This is a genomic window from Pseudomonas sp. GL-R-19, assembly GCF_019956375.1.
Lineage (GTDB): Bacteria > Pseudomonadota > Gammaproteobacteria > Pseudomonadales > Pseudomonadaceae > Aquipseudomonas.
The window spans coordinates 13,690-31,508 of record NZ_JAHBDJ010000055.1 but is presented as its reverse complement, the minus strand read 5'-3'; the positions used below and the strand labels follow the sequence as shown (position 1 = coordinate 31,508).

Genomic DNA, 17,819 nt, shown 5'->3' with positions numbered 1-17,819 from the left:
GCCGGGCAAAAAAAGATCGCAGCCTGCGGCAGCGCCTACATTGGAATACGTTTCCCTGTAGGCGCTGCCGCAGGCTGCGATCTTTTGATCTTAAAGGGCAATCAACGCAGGCTATCGACCATCTCGGCCACGGTGGTCAACACATCCTTCCCCAACTGCTTCGACCGCTTGCCCGACCAGCCCGTCAACGGGTTTGGATGATCGTCGTGATCCTTGAACGGCATTTCCAGGGTCAACGACAGGCAGTCGTACTTCTGCCCGACGCTGTTGCAGGCCAGCGTCATGTTGGCCCGGCCCGGCTCGTCGCGGGTGTAGCCGTACTTGGTCTGGAAGTCTTTGGTGGTGTGCTTCAGATGGCTGCGGAAGTGCTCCTCGAGCTTTTCGATCCGCGGCGTGTAACCGGGGTTGCCTTCGCAACCGGCGGTGAATACGTGAGGGATTTCTTCGTCACCATGGGCGTCGAGGAACATGTCGACGCCGTACTTTTCCATTTGTTGCTGAACGAACAGGACTTCCGGGCTGATTTCCTGACTGGCGCTCTGCCAGGCGCGGTTGAGGTCCTGGCCCATGGCGTTGGTACGCAGGTTGCCGTGGAAAGCACCATCCGGGTTCATGTTCGGTACCAGGTACAGGTCGGCGCTGGCCAATAGTTTATTCAGCACAGGGTCGTCGTGTTTTTCCAGGCGTTCGATCACGCCTTCCATGAACCACTCGGCCATGTGTTCGCCCGGATGTTGCTGGGCAATCATCCATACCTTGCGTCGGCCCTCGGCCCCGGTGCCTTTGCGCAACAACTGGATGTCGCGACCTTCGACACTTTTGCCGGTGGCCAACAGTTCGGTGCCGGCCTTGGTCAGCGCCTGCTCGATCAGCCAGTCGTGGCGGCCGCGGCTGTAGGGTTCGAAGTAAGCGAACCAGGCGTGGGTCTGCTCGGCTTCGAGGCTGAAACGCAGGCAGTCGCCTTCGAAAATGGTCGGTACGCGGAACCAGTTGACGTGATCGTAGGACGCCACCGCCTGATAACCGGTCCAGGCTTTGTTATAGGAGGATTGGCTGGCATTGTTCAGGCGAAACCAGTGTTCCTGGCCAACATGCAGGCCGCTGGCCTTGAAGTGGAACCATTGGAAATGGTTGCTTTTGGTATCGGAGCGGATCGCCAGCAGGGGCTTGAGCGGGTCGCTGACATCGATTACCTGGATGTTGCCGCTGTCGAAATTGGCACTGATGTCGAGGGAGGATTTAGCCACGGTCGGGTTCCTGATCAAGATTTTTATGGCGGCCACTTTACACGCAAGTGCAGGGCCTTAGGAGCGCAGAAAAACCGTCTCACCACCAAGACGCCTGTTCACTTTGCGACTCAAGGTTTGCCACGAAGTCCTCCAACCAAGCGTAGCGATCATCCGTGTTACCACCAGCACCGTTTTGAGGCCTTCAGGTGACAGGATGGGGCATTTCAACTCGTTCCGGATCAATACTTTCGGGTGTAACCAGTCGTCGTAATGGCTGATACATCAATGCAATCAAATACCTGCAATAGATGCGCTGAATCTGGCACGCAATGTGCTGTTTTGGATTTATGGATAATTGGATACAAAAATACAAAAGGTGCACTGATGAAATTCGCCCCTGCCTATACCGAGCGCCAACCTGTTACTGCTGAGGAGGAGGCTTACAACTTTCTTCTGGAGGCCATTTGCAAAGGACGTTACCGCACCGGTGAACGGCTGATCGCCGAGGACATCGCCGGTGAAATCGGCATGAGCCGCATGCCGGTGCGCGAAGCGTTCCGCCGTCTGGATGCCGACGGCCTGGTGACGTTGCGGCCCAATCGCGGCGCCATCGTACGGGGCCTGAACATCGACGAAATGCGTGAAGTGTTCGAGATGCGCAGTGCCCTTGAGGGGCTCGCCATCCGGGTGGCTGTCAGCAAAATGACCGAGCGCCATTTCAGCCATCTGGAGCGTCTGCTCGACGAGATGGACGACTACCGCGAGGACGGTGCCGAGTGGGTCAGCCGTCATCGCGCCTTCCATGAATACCTGTGCAGCCTGAGTGAACGCCCGCGCCTGATGCGGCAAATTTCGGCGCTGTATTCGGTGATCGAGCCGCACATGCGCCTGTGGCTGCAACACGCCGACAAGCCCCGCAGTGCCCGGGACGAACATGCCTCGATCGTGACCGCGTTGCGTTCCGGCGATCCGGATGAAGCGGCGGCGGTGGTGTGCGAGCACATCGAAGGAACGATTCCGCGCCTGATTCAGTTTCTTGAGGCTCATCAATAGAAGAACAAACACATTTCCCGTAGGAGCTGCCGCAGGCTGCGATCTTTTGATCTTTTCAGAAGCAACATCAAAAGATCGCAGCCTGCGGCGGCTCCTCCCGGACATTCGTTGCAGCCACCTGGAGTATTGCCATGTACAAGCCTTGCGCGTTAGCTGCTGTCCTTTCCTTAAGCCTCTACTCGCAATGGGCGCTGGCGGCGCCTGAACTTCCCGAGCGATTAAGCAAGAGCGAGAAGATCGTCTATTGCTCCGGCATGGATTCGCCACCGCTGGTGTCGTTTGACCTCAAGCAAAAACCGGTCGGACTTCAGGTGGATATGGGCGAGGCGATTGCCCAGCGCCTGGGTGACAAAAAAGTCGAATGGCGGATCTCTCCATTCGCCGGGCTGATCCCGGCGCTGCTGGCGCAACAGTGCGACATGATCGTCGATCAACTGTTCGACAAACCCGAACGCCGTGAGGTGATCGACATCGTCAACTTCATGTATTCCAGCCAGTCCATCGTGGTGCCCAAAGGCAATCCGAAATCGGTGAACACGCTGGAAGATTTGTCGGGGCTCAAGGTCGCAGTCAGTAATGGTTCAACCATCCGCGTGCTGCTGGGCAAAGAGAACGAAAAACTCGAAGCGGCCGGCAAGGCACCGATGAAACTGGTGGTCTACAACGTCGACGCCGATGCATTTCAGGCCTTGCGCATCAACCAGGTGGACGCTTTCGGCACCACGGTCGAGTCTGCCGGCCACTACCAGCAACTGGCCCCTGACTTGTTTCAATCGGCGGTGCCTGCTTTCAACCGCATCCTGACCGGTTTCGGTGTGCGCAAAAGTGATCCGCAATTGACCGTCGCGCTGACCGAAGTCTTGCAAGGCATGCGCGCCGACGGAAGTTACGAAGCACTCCTCAGTAAATGGCATGTCGGCAGCGACAAACTGGACTGAGGACGAACCTGATGAACTTCAATTGGGATGTGTTCTGGCAATACCTGTTACAGCCCAGTGATGTCTACCTGACGGGGTTGTGGCTGACGTGCCTGATCAGTGTGTCGGCGATGTTGCTCGGCTGTGTGCTGGGGTTGATCGCGGCGTTGATGAAACTGTCGAGTAACCCGCTGTTGCGATACCCGGTGCGCTTTTATGTCTGGCTGATGCGCGGCACGCCGCTGCTGGTGCAGATCGTGTTTTTGTACACGGCGTTGGCGGCCGGTGGAATTTTCCGCTTCGAAGATCTGGACCTCGGCTGGTTCATCGTGCCGGGCAACATTCAGGCCGCGATCATCGCCCTGGGCCTCAACGAAGGCGCGTACATGGCCGAGATCATTCGGGCCGGCATCGGTGCGGTGGACAAGGGCCAGTACGAAGCCGGGCGGTCCCTGGGCATGACGTTTCCCAAGTTGATGCGCCGTATCGTGTTGCCCCAGGCGTTTCGGGTGATCGTGCCGCCGCTGGGCAACGAGTTCAACGTGATGCTGAAAAACACCACGCTGGTCAGCGTGATCGGGGTGCAGGAGTTGTTGCTCAGCACGCAAATGGTGACCTCGGCGACCTTCCGGGTGTTCGAGTTGTATCTGGTGGTTGCCATTTACTTCCTGGCCTTGACCACGCTCTGGGGCTTTTTCCAGCGCTGGCTCGAGGCGCGTTTCGGCCAATCCGATCGCCCGGCTCAGGCCGCCAGCCGAATGTTCGGTCGCAACACCATGAAACTGTTGAGAGGGCGTTGAGATGGCGCACATGAGTGAAGAGCTGGTCATCGAAGCGCTGGATATTCACAAGTCGTTTGGTGACCTGGAAATTCTCAAGGGCATTTCGCTGCAAGTGAAACGGGGTGAAGTGGTGGTGTTGATCGGCGCATCCGGTTCAGGCAAAACCACCTTTATTCGCTGCATCAATCTGCTTGAGGACATTCAGTCCGGGCAAATCCGTGTCAGCGGCCAGCCCATGGGTTACCGCACCCGCGCCGATGGCAGCCTGGTCCGGGACTCGGAGCGCAACATTGCAAGTCAGCGCCGGGACATCGGCATGGTGTTTCAGCGCTTCAATCTGTTCCCGCACATGACCGCCCTGGAAAACATCATCGAGGCGCCCATCCATGTGCTCGGCGTGCCTCGCGCGGCAGCGGTGGAGCAGGCGCGGGGGTTACTCAAGCGGGTCGGGCTGGCCGAGAAGGCGGATCACTACCCTTCGATGCTTTCCGGCGGGCAGCAGCAGCGGGTGGCCATCGCCCGGGCGTTGGCCATGAAACCCCAGGCGATGTTGTTCGACGAGCCCACCAGCGCCCTTGACCCGGAGACGGTGGGTGAAGTGCTGCAAGTCATGAAGGAGTTGGCCGAGGAGGGAATGACCATGGTCGTGGTCACCCACGAAATGGGCTTTGCCCGCGAAGTGGCCGATCGGGTGGTGGTCCTCGATCAAGGCGAGCTGATCGAGCAGGGTCCACCCGAACAGATCTTCAGCCAGCCGAAGCACGCCCGTACCCGCGCCTTTCTCAGTCGCGTGTTGTAGGAGCGAGCCGGCTCCTACAGGTTTTTATGAACATTACTTTTGTGTGAGTCCTGCCATGTTCAAATTTTCTGCCCACGAGTATCCCTACACCTCACAACGTCAAAGCGTTTTTTCCAAGCGCGGCATGGTCGCCGCCTCTCAGCCACTGGCCGCCGAAGCCGGGATAGAAGTGATGCGTCGCGGCGGCAATGCCATCGATGCGGCCATCGCCACGGCAGCCGCATTGACGGTGGTCGAGCCCACCGGTTGTGGTATCGGTGGTGACGCTTTTGCCTTGGTCTGGACCCAAGACAAACTGCATGGCCTGGCTGCCAACGGCGCCGCCCCGCAAGCCCTGGGCATTGAGGCAGTGAAAGCGGCCGGTCATGAAAGAATGCCGCTGCATGGCTGGACGCCTGTCACTGTTCCTGGCTGCCCGTCGGCCTGGGCGCAATTGTCCCGGCGTTTCGGTCGTCTGCCCTTTGCGGACTTGCTGCAACCGGCGATCAGTCTGGCGCGGGACGGATTTCCCGTTTCGCCAGTGGTGGCCTTGCAGTGGCAAGCCGCGCTGGAGGATTTCACTCCGGACCGTAGCGACGTGCTCGAGAGCTGGTTCGAGACCTTCCTGATCGAAGGCCGTGCCCCCCGCGCCGGCGAGCTGTTCCGTAACCCGGCCCAGGCACGGACCTTGAGCGAATTGGCCGCCACCGAGTGTGAAAGTATTTATCGTGGCGCGCTGGCGCAGAGGCTGGATGCGCATTCGCGGGCCACGGGCGGCTATCTGCGCGCCAGTGATTTGCAGGACTACAGCGCCCAGTGGGTTGAGCCGATCAAGGTCAACTATCGTGGTGTCGACGTCTGGGAGATTCCTCCGAGCGGTCAGGGACTCGTGGCGTTGATGGCGTTGAAGATTCTCGAGGGCTTTGACTTCGATCATCGCGACAGCCAGCAGACCTGGCATCGTCAACTCGAGGCCATGAAACTCGCCTACAGCGATGGTTTGCACTACATCACCGATCCGGTGCACATGCGGGTGGCGGTGGAAGATCTTCTCAGCGATCACTATTGCGCTCATCGCCGGGCGCAGATTGGTGAACAGGCCGTGGCGCCCTTGCCGGGTGATCCCCACGCCAGTGGCACCGTCTATCTGGCCACCGCCGATGCGGAGGGCAACATGGTTTCGTTCATCCAGAGCAACTACCACGGCTTTGGTTCCGGCGTGGTGTTGCCTGACAGCGGTATCGCCCTGCAAAACCGCGGTGAAGAGTTCAGCCTTGATCCCGTGCACGCCAATTGCCTGGCGCCTGGCAAAAAGACCTTCCACACCATCATTCCAGGGTTCCTTACAAAAGACGGTGAAGCGATGGGCCCCTTTGGTGTCATGGGCGGCTACATGCAACCGCAAGGGCATGTGCAGATGGTCATGAATCTGGTGGATTTCGGACTCAACCCTCAAGCCGCGCTGGACGCACCGCGTTGGCAATGGTTGGGGGGCATGAAGGTGGGCATTGAGCAGGACGCTTCGCGAGATATGGCGGCGGCACTGACGCGTCGCGGGCACGAGGTTCAGGTGGCATGCGATCTCACCAGTTATGGGCGTGGGCAAATTATCTTGCGCGATCCTGAAACCGGTGTGTTATGCGGTGGGACAGAGCCACGAACGGATTCACATATAGCGGTGTATTGAAGAGTAGGAGAGAGGGCCAGGAGTTGGCGGCGTCCTCCTTGACGCCGCCGCAGCTTAGAGACTGTGCGATTGGTTCTCACGTGCTATTTGTCGCTGGTTTTGACCAATGAAGCCGGGCTTCTCTTGCCAACTGGAATTCTTTTGATATCGTCCGCGCCATCGAATTTTCGGCACCCAAAGACTTCATTAGCCTGAAGCCAAAGCCAGAAAAACCGGCAAAAAAAGACCCGGCAAAAAGCCGGGTCAAAAACCGTGATTAGCCTGATGAGGAGATAGTCCAGGAGACCGACCTAAGGTCATCTGGTCCATCGACTGATCTCGCGATCAGTCGATGTAATAATAATCATTATCGTTTGCAGGTCAATCATTTTTACCTGCTCGACAGGAAAATTCTTTCCTGTCTTCTCGATTTGCGTTCTCACCTCAACCGTTTTCATACTTCTCCAGCGATCGATCGACCATCGCCTTGGCCATGTCGATCATGTGCACCGTCGAAAATGCCAGGTCGCGGTTTGCGCCTTGCAGGTGATTGGCTGATTCGGACGCGGTGGCGGCAGCACAGCGCAACAGGTCCAAAGCATGGACCAGCGCCTCTTCGCCGCTGATGTTGCGGTTCACATCAAAAAAACGCGGTTCGGTCACTTCCTCCGAAATAGCTGGTTTCAAGTAATAGTCCAGCGCGCGTTGTGCCGCCGCTGAGCCCTGAGGAGAGGTGAGGGTGGTGTCGATTTGCATGTCCGACAGGTCATTGGTGGGTGGGTTCATGACGATGGCAAGCTCCGTGTTAGATTCAGATCCGTGAATCGATCCTAATACGTAATGTATTTGTGACGATAATTTAAATACTACAATTTGTGTTTTGATGGCCGGAGTCGTCCACGTATCGTGCCGCACATGGATAAATGGATTGAATTGGTCAAGGCCAAGATGAGTGAACTCAAAATCACTCAAGAGATACTCGCCGAGCGCCTCGGGATGTCCCAGGGCGGCATTGGCCACTGGCTCAACAAACGTCGTGAACCCGGCATCGAAGACATGAACCGTGTCCTGCGGGCGCTGGGCCTTGAGTTTCTCGAAGTGGCGCTGGTAATCCGGGAACCGCAGGCGTCAACGGACGACGAAATCCCTCTGACACAGAAGTACAATCCGTACTTCCGCTACCCGGTCAGTGACTGGCGCGAACCTGCCGAAGTGCGCGATGGCGAGGTTGCGGTGTATGGGAAAGGGCACTTTGAATTGTCCGATTATCACGCGCAGGGACCGGCATTCTGGTTGAGAGTGTCAGGTGATGCGATGACCGCACCCACTGGCATCAGTATTGCGGAAGGCATGCTGATCCTGGTGGACCCGGCGGTGGAAGCGGTGCCCGGCAAACTGGTCATTGCCCAGTGGCCGGACAGCGCCGAAGCCACGTTCCGCAAGCTCATCGAAGAGGGCGGGCAGCGTTATCTGGTGCCGCTCAATCCGACGTATCCGAAAGCCTTGTACGCCGAAGATTGTCGAATCATCGGCGTAGTGGTTCAGGCAACTGCCAGGTTCTGATCAGATCGGTCCTCGCGATGCGCAGGACCGATCTTCATTTCACGCTTCTTCCAGTTCGACCAGTGCACTGCCTTCGCTGACCATCTCGCCTTCCTGGCAATACAGCGCCTTGATCACCCCGGCATGGGGCGCGCGAATGCTGTGCTCCATCTTCATCGCTTCCAGTACCACCAATTGCGCCCCGGCTTCGACCGATTGCCCGGCCTCAACCAGCACGCGGACGATGCTGCCGTTCATTGGTGCGGTCAGCCCGCCATGATGGCTGTGGCTGGCCTCGACAGCGCTGATCGGGTCGTAAGCCTCGATGCGGCGCAACTCGCCATCCCATTGCAAATACACCTGTTCGCCACGGCGTATTGCGCGGTGTTGACGGCGCACACCAGCCTGCTCGGTCAGCAGCTGCTCGCCCTTGAGCCGAGCGCTGTGGGCATTGATGTCGCCCAGCGTGAGCGCCCGGTCCTGGCCTTCACAACTCAGGTGCAGGGTGATTGCTCTCGGCAAACCGGCACGCAGGCCATTACGCGCCGCCCATGGCGAACTCGGATCATCGGCGCGGGTTGCAGGCGGTTGGCTCTGGGCAAACGCCTGGGCGGCGGCCTGCCAGAAATCATCGCTGAGTTCCGCAGGCGTCGGCAGCAACTGTTCCTGATAGCGCGGAATGAAGCCGGTATCGAGTTCGGCAGCGGCAAATGCCGGGTGACCGATGATGCGCCGCAGGAAATTGATGTTGGTCTTCAATCCGCCGATGGCGAATTCGTCGAGCATGCTCAACAGGCGCAATCGCGCCTGTTCACGATCTTCGCCCCAGGCAATCAGCTTGCCGAGCATCGGGTCGTAGAAAGGCGAAATTTCATCGCCTTCTTCAACACCGCTGTCCACTCGACGCCCCGGCCCCTGGGCGGATTCGCGATACAGCTCCAGGCGACCGGTCGCCGGCAGGAAGTCATTGCCCGGATCTTCGGCATACAGCCGCACCTCGATCGCGTGCCCCACCAGCGGCACCTGGTCTTGCGTCATCGGCAACGCTTCGCCGCGTACCACGCGAATCTGCCAGGCCACCAGGTCGAGGCCGGTGATGGCTTCGGTAACCGGGTGTTCCACTTGCAGGCGGGTGTTCATCTCCATGAAGAAGAACTCGCCCCGCGCATCCAGCAAAAACTCAACGGTGCCGGCACCGATATAACCGATGGCCTGCGCTGAACGCACAGCGGCTTCGCCCATGGCGCGTCGCAGCTCTGGGCTCAGGCTGGGTGCTGGCGCTTCTTCGACGACTTTCTGGTGACGGCGCTGAATCGAGCAGTCGCGTTCGTTGAGGTACAGGCAGTTGCCGTGCTGGTCGGCGAACACCTGGATTTCCACGTGACGTGGCTTGAGCAGGTATTTCTCCACCAGCATCCGCGAGTCGCCGAACGACGATTGCGCCTCGCGCTGGGCCGAGGCCAGGGCTTCGGCCAGTTGGCTGACGTCCTCGACCACTTTCATGCCTTTGCCGCCGCCACCCGCGGTGGCCTTGAGCAGCACCGGGTAGCCGATGCGTTCGCAGGCGATGCGGAAGGTTTCCAGGTCCTGGGCTTCGCCGTGATAACCGGGCACCAGCGGCACGCCAGCGGTTTCCATCAAGGCTTTGGCCGCGGACTTGCTGCCCATGGCGTCGATGGCCGAGGCCGGCGGGCCGAGGAAAATCAGGCCGGCGTTTTCGATGGCACGGGCGAAGCCGGCGTTCTCCGACAAAAAGCCATAGCCGGGGTGAATCGCCTGGGCGCCGCTGGCCTTGGCGGCGGCAATCAGTTTGTCGATCTGCAGGTAGCTGTCGGCGGCTTTGCTGCCACCCAGGTCGACACGAATGTCGGCTTCGCGGCTGTGCCGGGCGTCACGGTCGGTGGCGCTGTGTACGGCCACGGTGGTCAGGCCCAGCGCCTTGGCGGTGCGCATCACCCGGCAAGCGATTTCGCCACGGTTGGCCACCAGCAGGGTGGTGAGGACAGGAGCGCTCATCAGCGGGGCTCCTTGGTGGATTCGGCTTGCCAGCTCGGCGGACGTTTTTGCAGGAAGGCACGCAAGCCTTCCTGGCCTTCTGGGCTGACGCGAATGCGGGCGATGGCGTTTTCGGTGTAGCGACGCAATGCCGGGGTCAGTGAGCCGTCGCCGACTTCGCGCAGCAGATCCTTGCTGGCGCGCATGGCCGCCGGGCTGTTGAGCAGCAGGTTGTCGATCCACTGTTCGACTTTCTGTTCCAGCTCGGCACTTGCATAACTCTCCGACAACAAACCGATTTCCCGAGCCCGTTGCCCGCCGAAACGCTCAGCGGTCAAGGCATAGCGACGGGTAGCGCGCTCGCCAATGGCTTGCACCACGAACGGGCTGATCACTGCCGGCGCCAGGCCGATGCGTACTTCCGAGAGGCAGAACTGCGCATCATCGGCACCGATGGCCATGTCACAGCAACTGATCAGGCCCAGTGCGCCACCAAAGGCTGCGCCTTGCACCACCGCCAGGGTCGGGACTTTCAGTTTGGCCAGGTTGTACATCAACTCTGCCAGTTCCCGGGCGTCATCGAGGTTGGTGGCGTAATCGAGTTCGGCCGATTGCTGCATCCAGGCAAGGTCAGCGCCGGCGCTGAAATGCTTGCCGCGGCCGCGCACGATCAGAAATCGCAGGCTGGCATCGCTCGCGACTTTGTCGAGGGCGAGGATCAGTTCGCGGATCATTTCGGCGTTGAAGGCGTTGTTCTTTTCTTCGCGGCTGAGCCACAGCGTGGCAAAACCACGGGGGTCGCTCAGCAGTTCGAGGGTGTTGAAGTCGCTCATATTCGTCCGTCTCCACGGTCCTTGCGGGGGCGGGCTGGTTCGCGAAACGATTTTACGATTGCTCTGCAATCGAACGGGAGCAAGCTCCCTCGCCACACAAGCCCGCGCCCACAGAAAATCACATCCGGAACACGCCGAAGCGGCTCGGTTCGATTGGCGCGTTCAACGACGCGGACAAGGCCAGGGCCAGTACGTCGCGGGTCTGGGCCGGGTCGATGACACCGTCGTCCCACAGGCGCGCGCTGGAATAGTAGGGGTGACCCTGTTCTTCGTACTGGTCGAGGATCGGCTGCTTGATTTCGGCTTCCTGCTCGGCGCTGAAACCATGGCCACTGCGTTCGGCCTGCTCACGCTTGACCTGCACCAGTACGCCGGCCGCCTGCTCGGCGCCCATCACGCCAATACGCGCATTCGGCCACATCCACAAAAAGCGCGGATCGTAGGCGCGACCGCACATGCCGTAGTTACCGGCACCGAAACTGCCGCCGATGATCACGGTGAACTTCGGCACCTTGGCGCAGGCCACGGCGGTCACCAGTTTCGCGCCGTGCTTGGCGATGCCGCCAGCTTCGTATTTCTGGCCGACCATGAAGCCGGTGATGTTTTGCAGGAACAGCAGCGGGATGCCGCGCTGGCACGCCAGTTCGATGAAGTGCGCGCCTTTCTGCGCCGCTTCAGCGAACAGGATGCCGTTGTTGGCGAGGATCGCGATCGGGTAACCGTGCAGGTAAGCAAAACCGCAGACCAGCGTTGTCCCGAACAGCGCCTTGAACTCGTCGAACACCGAACCATCCACCAGCCGCGCAATCACTTCGCGCACGTCGAACGGTTGCTTGGCGTCGGCCGGAACCACGCCGTACAACTCGTCGCTGCTGTAGAGCGGGGCGATTGGTGTGCGTTGCTGAACCTCACCTTGCTTGCGCCAGTTGAGGTTGGCGATGCTGCGGCGTGCCAGTGCCAGGGCGTGTTCATCGCTCTCGGCGTAATGGTCGGCCACACCGGAAATCTTGCAGTGCACATCGGCCCCGCCAAGGTCTTCGGCGCTGACCACTTCACCGGTCGCGGCTTTCACCAGCGGCGGGCCGGCGAGGAAGATCGTTGCTTGTTCGCGGACCATGATCGCTTCGTCGGCCATCGCCGGTACATAGGCGCCACCAGCGGTGCAGGAACCCATGACCACGGCAATCTGCGGTATGCCCATGGCGCTCATGTTGGCCTGATTGAAGAAGATCCGCCCGAAGTGCTCGCGGTCCGGAAAGACCTCATCCTGACGCGGCAGGTTGGCACCACCCGAATCCACGAGGTAGATACACGGCAGGCGGTTCTGCTGGGCGATGGTCTGCGCGCGCAGGTGTTTTTTCACCGTCAGCGGGTAGTACGAGCCGCCTTTCACGGTGGCATCGTTGGCGACGATCATGCATTCGACGCCCTCCACACGGCCGATCCCGGCAATCACGCCAGCGGCGGGGACGTCTTCGCCATACACCGCGTAGGCCGCCAGTTGACTGATTTCCAGAAACGGTGAGCCCGGATCCAGCAAGCGGTTGATGCGCTCGCGAGGCAGCAATTTGCCCCGCGAGGTGTGGCGTTCCTGAGCCTTCGGGCCGCCACCTTGCGCCACTTGGGCGAGCAGGGTGTGCAACGCGTCGACCTGCTTGAGCATCGCCGCACTGTTGGCGGCGAACTCCGCTGAACGGGGGTTGAGCTGGGTATGCAGGGTAGCCATGTGCAGCTCCGTTTAGCGGGTTTCGTTGAACAGTTCGCGACCGATCAGCATGCGACGGATCTCACTGGTGCCCGCGCCGATTTCGTACAGCTTGGCGTCACGCAACAGACGGCCGGCCGGGAATTCATTGATGTAGCCGTTGCCACCGAGAATCTGGATCGCGTCGAGGGCCATTTGCGTGGCGCGTTCGGCGCTGTAGAGGATCACGCCGGCGGCGTCCTTGCGCGTGGTTTCGCCGCGCTCGCAGGCCTGGGCCACGGCGTACAGGTAGGCGCGGCTGGCGTTGAGTTGGGTGTACATGTCAGCGACCTTGCCCTGGATCAGCTGGAATTCGCCGATGCTTTGGCCGAACTGCTTGCGGTCGTGGATGTACGGTACGATCAGATCCATGCACGCCTGCATGATCCCGGTCGGGCCGCCCGAGAGCACCACTCGCTCATAGTCGAGGCCACTCATCAGCACTTTCACGCCGCCGTTGAGCACACCGAGGATGTTTTCTTCCGGCACTTCGACGTCATCGAAAAACAGCTCGCAGGTGTTCGAACCGCGCATGCCGAGCTTGTCGAACTTGTTGCTGCGGCTGAAGCCTTTCCAGTCGCGCTCGACGATGAAGGCGGTGATGCCGTGGGGGCCCTTTTCCAGGTCGGTCTTGGCGTAGATCACATAGGTGTTGGCGTCCGGACCGTTGGTGATCCAGGTCTTGCTGCCGTTGAGCACGTAATGATCGCCGCGCTTGTCGGCGCGCAGCTTCATCGAGACCACGTCGGAGCCGGCGTTCGGTTCGCTCATGGCCAATGCGCCGATGTGCTCGCCGCTGATCAGCTTGGGCAGGTATTTGGTTTTCTGTTCGTGATTGCCATTGCGGTTGATCTGGTTGACGCAGAGGTTGGAGTGGGCGCCGTAGGACAACGCCACCGAGGCCGAGCCACGGCTGATTTCTTCCATTGCGACAACGTGGGCCAGGTAACCCAGGCCAGCACCGCCGTACTCTTCCGGCACGGTGATGCCCAACAGACCCATGTCGCCGAATTTGCGCCACAGGTCAGCGGGGAACAGGTTGTCGATGTCGATCTGAGCGGCGCGCGGGGCGATCTCCTTGGCGACGAAGGACTGGACCTGATCGCGCAGCATGTCGATGGTTTCACCGAGGGCAAAGTTCAGGGATGGATAGCTCATGGGTCACCTTTTGGCTTTTTTGTCGGTTGGTGAGACTGTCAATGGGTTCTCACCTTTACGTTAACGTAAGCCTGTGACGAATGGCTGTCAATCACCCTTTACGTTAACGTCAACTTAGGTGATTCTGTAGGAGCGAGCTTGCTCGCGATGGACGTTAACGATAACGCGTGTTGTCTGGATGATCGCGGTGCCCTGACGTTCTTCGCGAGCGAGCTCGCTCCTACAGAATAAAGACAATAGGGGTCGTCATGGATCAACCCAGTGCAAGCCCGCAACGCAGTTATACCCGCGGTTCCCAGGACAAAGCCTTGCTGGCGATGACCATTGGCCAGGCGTTCGACAACACGGTTGCGCAGTACCCGGACGGGGAGGCGCTGGTGGTACGCCATCAACAGCTGCGTTACACCTGGCGGCAATTGGCCGAGGCCGCGGACCTGCACGCCAGAGCACTGCTGGCGTTGGGTCTGCAGACGGGTGACCGTCTCGGCATCTGGGCGCCCAATTGCGCGCAATGGTGCATCAGCCAGATTGCCACCGCAAAAATCGGCGTGATCCTGGTCAACATCAACCCCGCCTATCGCAGTTCCGAACTCGAATACGTGTTGAAGCAATCCGGTTGCCAATGGCTGGTGTGTGCCGGGGCCTTCAAGTCCTCGAACTATCACGCGATGCTGCAAGGCCTGGTGCCGGAGCTGGCCGAGCAATCCATCGGCAAGTTGCACAGCGAGCGGTTGCCGGAGTTGCGTGGCGTCATCAGCCTGGATGCGCAGCCGCCGAGCGGTTTCCTGCCGTGGTCGCAATTGGCCGGTCTGGCGGGCAGCGTGACGATCGAGCAGTTGCATGAGCGCCAGGACAACCTGCATTTCGATCAGCCGGTGAATATCCAGTACACCTCCGGTACGACCGGTTTCCCCAAGGGCGCGACCCTCAGTCACTACAACATTCTCAACAACGGTTACATGGTCGGCGAAAGCCTGGGCCTGACGGCGGCCGATCGGCTGGTGATCCCGGTGCCGCTGTATCACTGCTTCGGCATGGTCATGGGCAACCTCGGCTGCATCACCCATGGCAGCACGATGATTTACCCGAACGACGCGTTCGATCCGTTGCTGACCCTCAGCACAGTGGCCGACGAAAAAGCCACGGCGTTGTACGGTGTGCCGACCATGTTCATCGCCATGCTCGATCAGCCCCAACGTGCCGAATTCGACCTGTCGAGCCTGCGCACCGGGATCATGGCGGGCGCGACCTGTCCTATCGAGGTGATGCGTCGGGTCATCAGCGAAATGCACATGAGCGAAGTACAGATTGCCTACGGCATGACGGAAACCAGTCCGGTGTCGTTGCAGACCGGCCCTGCAGACGACCTGGAGCTGCGCGTGACCACCGTCGGCCGCACCCAGCCGCAGCTCGAAAGCAAGATCATCGATGAAGCGGGCAACCTGGTGCCACGGGGCACCATCGGTGAGCTGTGCACCCGTGGTTACAGCGTGATGCTGGGTTACTGGAACAACCCCGAAGGCACGGCGCAAGCTATCGACCAGGCCGGCTGGATGCACACCGGCGACCTGGCGTGCATGAATGACGAGGGTTACGTGTGCATTGCCGGGCGCAACAAGGACATGATCATTCGCGGCGGTGAGAACATTTACCCGCGGGAGCTGGAGGAGTTTTTCTTCACTCACCCGGCCATTGCGGACGTTCAGGTGATAGGCATTCCTTGCTCGCGCTACGGCGAAGAGATCGTCGCCTGGATCAAGTTCCACCCCGGCCACAGCGCCACCGAGCAAGAACTGCAAGCCTGGTGCAAGGAGCGCATCGCGCACTTCAAGACGCCGCGTTACTTCAAGTTCGTCGAGGAGTTTCCGATGACCGTGACCGGCAAGATCCAGAAATTCCGGATGCGCGAGATCAGCGTCGAGGAGTTGCGTAGCAAGCAGGTCTGACGAAGGCCGACTGTAGGAGCGAGCTTGCTCGCGAAGAACGTCAACGATAACGCGTGCAGTCTGGAAATACGCGGTGCCCTTGTGTTCTTCGCGAGCAAGCTCGCTCCTACAAAGGGCTGCGGAGATCTCAAACGCCAGACAGCACAAAGGGGAGCCGAAGCTCCCCTTTAATTTCGTTGCACGTGCTCTTTTTTTATTATTGAGGGTCGGTCTGTTGTTGTTTTTGGCAACCGTTGCCCTTTACCGCTGTTTTTAGCGATCCCCATCCGGGATCAAGAGCAAACGTATTTTTTTGAGCGCTGATCTACTTTCTCGCTGAGCGATCCAACCGAATCGGGAGCTACCTGAAGGTAGTTTTATTTTTCTCTGCCCGGTTGCGGGTAACTCCGAAAAGCACCCTGAAAAGCACATCTTCTCCAAAAAAATCTGTTAGCTGCGTCTCTGCCGTGTTGTTTTTGTTATGTCAGAGTCGTTACGTCTTGTTTTTATTAGGTTTGCCGCAATTTTTTTATTCTTGTTGTGCGATAGATATAGCAGGAGCCATGCCAACTTTTTAAAAGTCTTTAAAATCAATGGTTTGTAGATTTGTAAGGTTTTGCGCTCCAGGCAAAGCCCTACATTTTGTTTCCGTGTTACTCGCTTGCGCCCACGTTTGAGTCCGTGCGGTAACACCCGGACACGCGCAGCGCACTCACTGTGCGCTGCGGGCCTTGGCCACGCGGGAACCGGTAGGGCGACCCAGTACGGTACAAATCTGTTGGCCAGCAACGATCAAGGCGTCGAGGTCGATTCCGGTGTCGATGCCCAGGCCGTTGAGCAGGTAAACCACGTCTTCGGTCGCGACGTTACCGCTGGCGCCCTTGGCATAAGGGCAGCCGCCCAGGCCGGCGATGGAGCTGTCGAACACCGAGATGCCTTCCAGCAGGCTGGCATAGATGTTGGCCACGGCCTGACCGTAGGTGTCGTGGAAGTGCCCGGCGAGTTTTTCCCGGGGCACATCCTTTGCTACCGTTTCAAACATCTTGCGGGTTGCGCCAGCGGTGCCGGTGCCGATGGTGTCCCCCAGCGAGACCTCATAGCAGCCCATGGCATACAGTTCACGTGCGACTACGGCGACTTGTTCCGGGGCGACGTTACCTTCATAGGGGCAGCCCAGCACACAGGACACATACCCGCGCACGGTAATTCCGTGTTGTCTGGCGGCGTCCATGATCGGCGCGAAACGCTCCAGGCTTTCGCTGATCGAGCAATTGATGTTGCGTTGGGAAAACGCCTCTGAAGCCGCCGCGAACACGGCCACTTCCTTGACCCCGGCGGCGAGGGCATCTTCAAAACCGCGCAGGTTGGGAGCGAGCGCGCCGTAGACCACGCCCGGTTTGCGCTGGATCTGCGCGAAGACCTCAGCCGAGCCGGCCATCTGCGGCACCCACTTGGGCGACACGAAACTGCCGACTTCTATATAGCTGAGCCCTGCTGCGGTCAGTGCATCGACCAGTTGTACCTTGTCGGTAACACTGATGGGCCGGGCTTCGTTTTGCAGGCCGTCGCGTGGGCCGACTTCGACAATGCGTACGTGGGTGGGGAGGGACATGGGGTTCGACCTGTGCTGGTTGTCTGAATGTGCAAAAAACCTGTAGGAGCGAGCTTGCTCCGGGCGGCGATCCGACGATGGACTCCCAGGCACCGCGTTTATCCAGCAGACACTCGTTATCGTTAACGACCATCGCGAGCAAGCTCGCTCCTACAAGGGGGCGGGTTTTATTGAATGACTTCCTGGCTTTTGAGCGTCTGCTCCAGCGCCTGCACGCAGCGCTCCTCGGCAGTGTCCAGTTCCAGCTTCATCTGTTCGATGTCCAGCAACTGCTGTTCAAGCTGCTCACGGCGCTCGCTGATTTTCGCCAGCATGCTGTGCAACTGCTTGGTGTTACCGCTGGACGGGTCGTAGAGCTCGATCAGTTCGCGGCATTCAGCCAGCGAGAAACCGATGCGCTTGCCCCGCAGGATCAGCTTCAGGCTGACCTTGTCGCGGGGTGAGTAAATGCGTTCCTGGCCACGGCGCTCAGGGCTGAGCAGGCCTTGCTCTTCATAAAAGCGAATGGCCCGGGTGGTGATGTCGAGCTCGCGGGCGAGGTCGGAAATGCTGTAGGTCTGGCTGCTCATGGAAGCGCTCGCAAAA

General features: G+C 59.6%; 15 protein-coding genes. 7 read left to right on the top strand and 8 right to left on the bottom strand.

Going from position 1 to position 17,819, the window contains the following annotated elements; genetic code table 11:
• Positions 1-101: 101 nt before the first annotated feature.
• Positions 102-1,247, bottom strand: a complete 1,146-nt coding sequence (locus KGA83_RS23600; protein ID WP_223531049.1) for a M14-type cytosolic carboxypeptidase — start codon at positions 1,245-1,247, stop codon at positions 102-104.
• A gap of 366 nt (positions 1,248-1,613) precedes the next feature.
• Between KGA83_RS23600 and KGA83_RS23595 the strand changes: the two genes are divergently transcribed.
• From KGA83_RS23595 to KGA83_RS23575, 5 genes are all read left to right on the top strand, one after another.
• On the top strand, positions 1,614-2,282 hold the full coding sequence (locus tag KGA83_RS23595) for a GntR family transcriptional regulator (RefSeq protein WP_108219095.1): 669 nt from the start codon (positions 1,614-1,616) through the stop codon (positions 2,280-2,282).
• Positions 2,283-2,413: 131 nt separating this feature from the next.
• Positions 2,414-3,220, top strand: coding sequence for an ABC transporter substrate-binding protein (locus KGA83_RS23590; RefSeq protein ID WP_108219094.1), 807 nt, complete (start codon positions 2,414-2,416; stop codon positions 3,218-3,220).
• Positions 3,221-3,231: 11 nt separating this feature from the next.
• A complete protein-coding gene (locus KGA83_RS23585) occupies positions 3,232-3,999 on the top strand; it encodes an amino acid ABC transporter permease (RefSeq protein ID WP_108219093.1) in 768 nt (255 codons plus the stop codon).
• Between the two features lies 1 nt (position 4,000).
• Positions 4,001-4,780, top strand: coding sequence for an amino acid ABC transporter ATP-binding protein (locus KGA83_RS23580; RefSeq protein WP_108219092.1), 780 nt, complete (start codon positions 4,001-4,003; stop codon positions 4,778-4,780).
• A 55-nt stretch (positions 4,781-4,835) separates the two neighbouring features.
• On the top strand, positions 4,836-6,446 hold the full coding sequence (locus tag KGA83_RS23575) for a gamma-glutamyltransferase family protein (protein WP_223531048.1): 1,611 nt from the start codon (positions 4,836-4,838) through the stop codon (positions 6,444-6,446).
• A 423-nt stretch (positions 6,447-6,869) separates the two neighbouring features.
• Here the strand turns inward: KGA83_RS23575 and KGA83_RS23570 are convergent, their stop codons facing one another.
• Entirely contained in the window at positions 6,870-7,211 is a 342-nt protein-coding gene (locus KGA83_RS23570) for a DUF6124 family protein (RefSeq protein WP_108219090.1), read from the bottom strand.
• Positions 7,212-7,340: 129 nt separating this feature from the next.
• On the opposite strand from KGA83_RS23570, the gene KGA83_RS23565 reads away from it, so the two are divergent.
• Positions 7,341-7,988, top strand: a complete 648-nt coding sequence (locus KGA83_RS23565) for a LexA family protein (RefSeq protein WP_108219089.1) — start codon at positions 7,341-7,343, stop codon at positions 7,986-7,988.
• Positions 7,989-8,027: 39 nt separating this feature from the next.
• Here KGA83_RS23565 and KGA83_RS23560 read toward each other — a convergent pair whose 3' ends face one another.
• From KGA83_RS23560 to KGA83_RS23545, 4 genes are all read right to left on the bottom strand, one after another.
• A complete protein-coding gene (locus tag KGA83_RS23560; protein ID WP_223531047.1) occupies positions 8,028-9,983 on the bottom strand; it encodes an acetyl/propionyl/methylcrotonyl-CoA carboxylase subunit alpha in 1,956 nt (651 codons plus the stop codon).
• On the bottom strand, positions 9,983-10,795 hold the full coding sequence (locus tag KGA83_RS23555) for a gamma-carboxygeranoyl-CoA hydratase (RefSeq protein WP_108219087.1): 813 nt from the start codon (positions 10,793-10,795) through the stop codon (positions 9,983-9,985). The genes KGA83_RS23560 and KGA83_RS23555 overlap by 1 nt, the downstream gene beginning before the upstream one ends.
• 118 nt (positions 10,796-10,913) lie before the next feature.
• Entirely contained in the window at positions 10,914-12,521 is a 1,608-nt protein-coding gene (locus KGA83_RS23550; protein WP_108219086.1) for a carboxyl transferase domain-containing protein, read from the bottom strand.
• Positions 12,522-12,533: 12 nt separating this feature from the next.
• Positions 12,534-13,697, bottom strand: a complete 1,164-nt coding sequence (locus tag KGA83_RS23545) for an isovaleryl-CoA dehydrogenase (protein WP_108219085.1) — start codon at positions 13,695-13,697, stop codon at positions 12,534-12,536.
• A 248-nt stretch (positions 13,698-13,945) separates the two neighbouring features.
• Here KGA83_RS23545 and KGA83_RS23540 point away from each other — a divergent pair, with 248 nt between their 5' ends.
• Positions 13,946-15,643: an AMP-binding protein gene (locus KGA83_RS23540; protein WP_108219084.1), complete on the top strand. Its 1,698-nt coding sequence runs from the start codon at positions 13,946-13,948 to the stop codon at positions 15,641-15,643.
• A gap of 691 nt (positions 15,644-16,334) precedes the next feature.
• Here KGA83_RS23540 and KGA83_RS23535 read toward each other — a convergent pair.
• Both KGA83_RS23535 and KGA83_RS23530 read right to left on the bottom strand, forming a co-directional pair.
• The gene (locus KGA83_RS23535) at positions 16,335-17,234 is read right to left on the bottom strand and encodes a hydroxymethylglutaryl-CoA lyase (protein ID WP_108219082.1); all 900 of its coding nucleotides are present in this window, start codon (positions 17,232-17,234) and stop codon (positions 16,335-16,337) included.
• Between the two features lie 167 nt (positions 17,235-17,401).
• The gene (locus tag KGA83_RS23530; protein WP_103395451.1) at positions 17,402-17,803 is read right to left on the bottom strand and encodes a MerR family transcriptional regulator; all 402 of its coding nucleotides are present in this window, start codon (positions 17,801-17,803) and stop codon (positions 17,402-17,404) included.
• Positions 17,804-17,819 lie beyond the last annotated feature (16 nt).

What these genes read in the sequence shown, in the direction of transcription:
- KGA83_RS23565 (WP_108219089.1), top strand. Translation starts at nt 7,341, where the DNA reads ATGGATAAATGGATTGAATTGGTCAAGGCCAAGATGAGTGAACTCAAA.
- KGA83_RS23530 (WP_103395451.1), bottom strand. Translation starts at nt 17,803, where the DNA reads ATGAGCAGCCAGACCTACAGCATTTCCGACCTCGCCCGCGAGCTCGAC.
- KGA83_RS23580 (WP_108219092.1), top strand. Translation starts at nt 4,001, where the DNA reads ATGGCGCACATGAGTGAAGAGCTGGTCATCGAAGCGCTGGATATTCAC.
- KGA83_RS23545 (WP_108219085.1), bottom strand. Translation starts at nt 13,697, where the DNA reads ATGAGCTATCCATCCCTGAACTTTGCCCTCGGTGAAACCATCGACATG.
- KGA83_RS23535 (WP_108219082.1), bottom strand. Translation starts at nt 17,234, where the DNA reads ATGTCCCTCCCCACCCACGTACGCATTGTCGAAGTCGGCCCACGCGAC.
- KGA83_RS23555 (WP_108219087.1), bottom strand. Translation starts at nt 10,795, where the DNA reads ATGAGCGACTTCAACACCCTCGAACTGCTGAGCGACCCCCGTGGTTTT.
- KGA83_RS23590 (WP_108219094.1), top strand. Translation starts at nt 2,414, where the DNA reads ATGTACAAGCCTTGCGCGTTAGCTGCTGTCCTTTCCTTAAGCCTCTAC.
- KGA83_RS23550 (WP_108219086.1), bottom strand. Translation starts at nt 12,521, where the DNA reads ATGGCTACCCTGCATACCCAGCTCAACCCCCGTTCAGCGGAGTTCGCC.
- KGA83_RS23570 (WP_108219090.1), bottom strand. Translation starts at nt 7,211, where the DNA reads ATGAACCCACCCACCAATGACCTGTCGGACATGCAAATCGACACCACC.
- KGA83_RS23560 (WP_223531047.1), bottom strand. Translation starts at nt 9,983, where the DNA reads ATGAGCGCTCCTGTCCTCACCACCCTGCTGGTGGCCAACCGTGGCGAA.
- KGA83_RS23540 (WP_108219084.1), top strand. Translation starts at nt 13,946, where the DNA reads ATGGATCAACCCAGTGCAAGCCCGCAACGCAGTTATACCCGCGGTTCC.
- KGA83_RS23585 (WP_108219093.1), top strand. Translation starts at nt 3,232, where the DNA reads ATGAACTTCAATTGGGATGTGTTCTGGCAATACCTGTTACAGCCCAGT.
- KGA83_RS23575 (WP_223531048.1), top strand. Translation starts at nt 4,836, where the DNA reads ATGTTCAAATTTTCTGCCCACGAGTATCCCTACACCTCACAACGTCAA.
- KGA83_RS23595 (WP_108219095.1), top strand. Translation starts at nt 1,614, where the DNA reads ATGAAATTCGCCCCTGCCTATACCGAGCGCCAACCTGTTACTGCTGAG.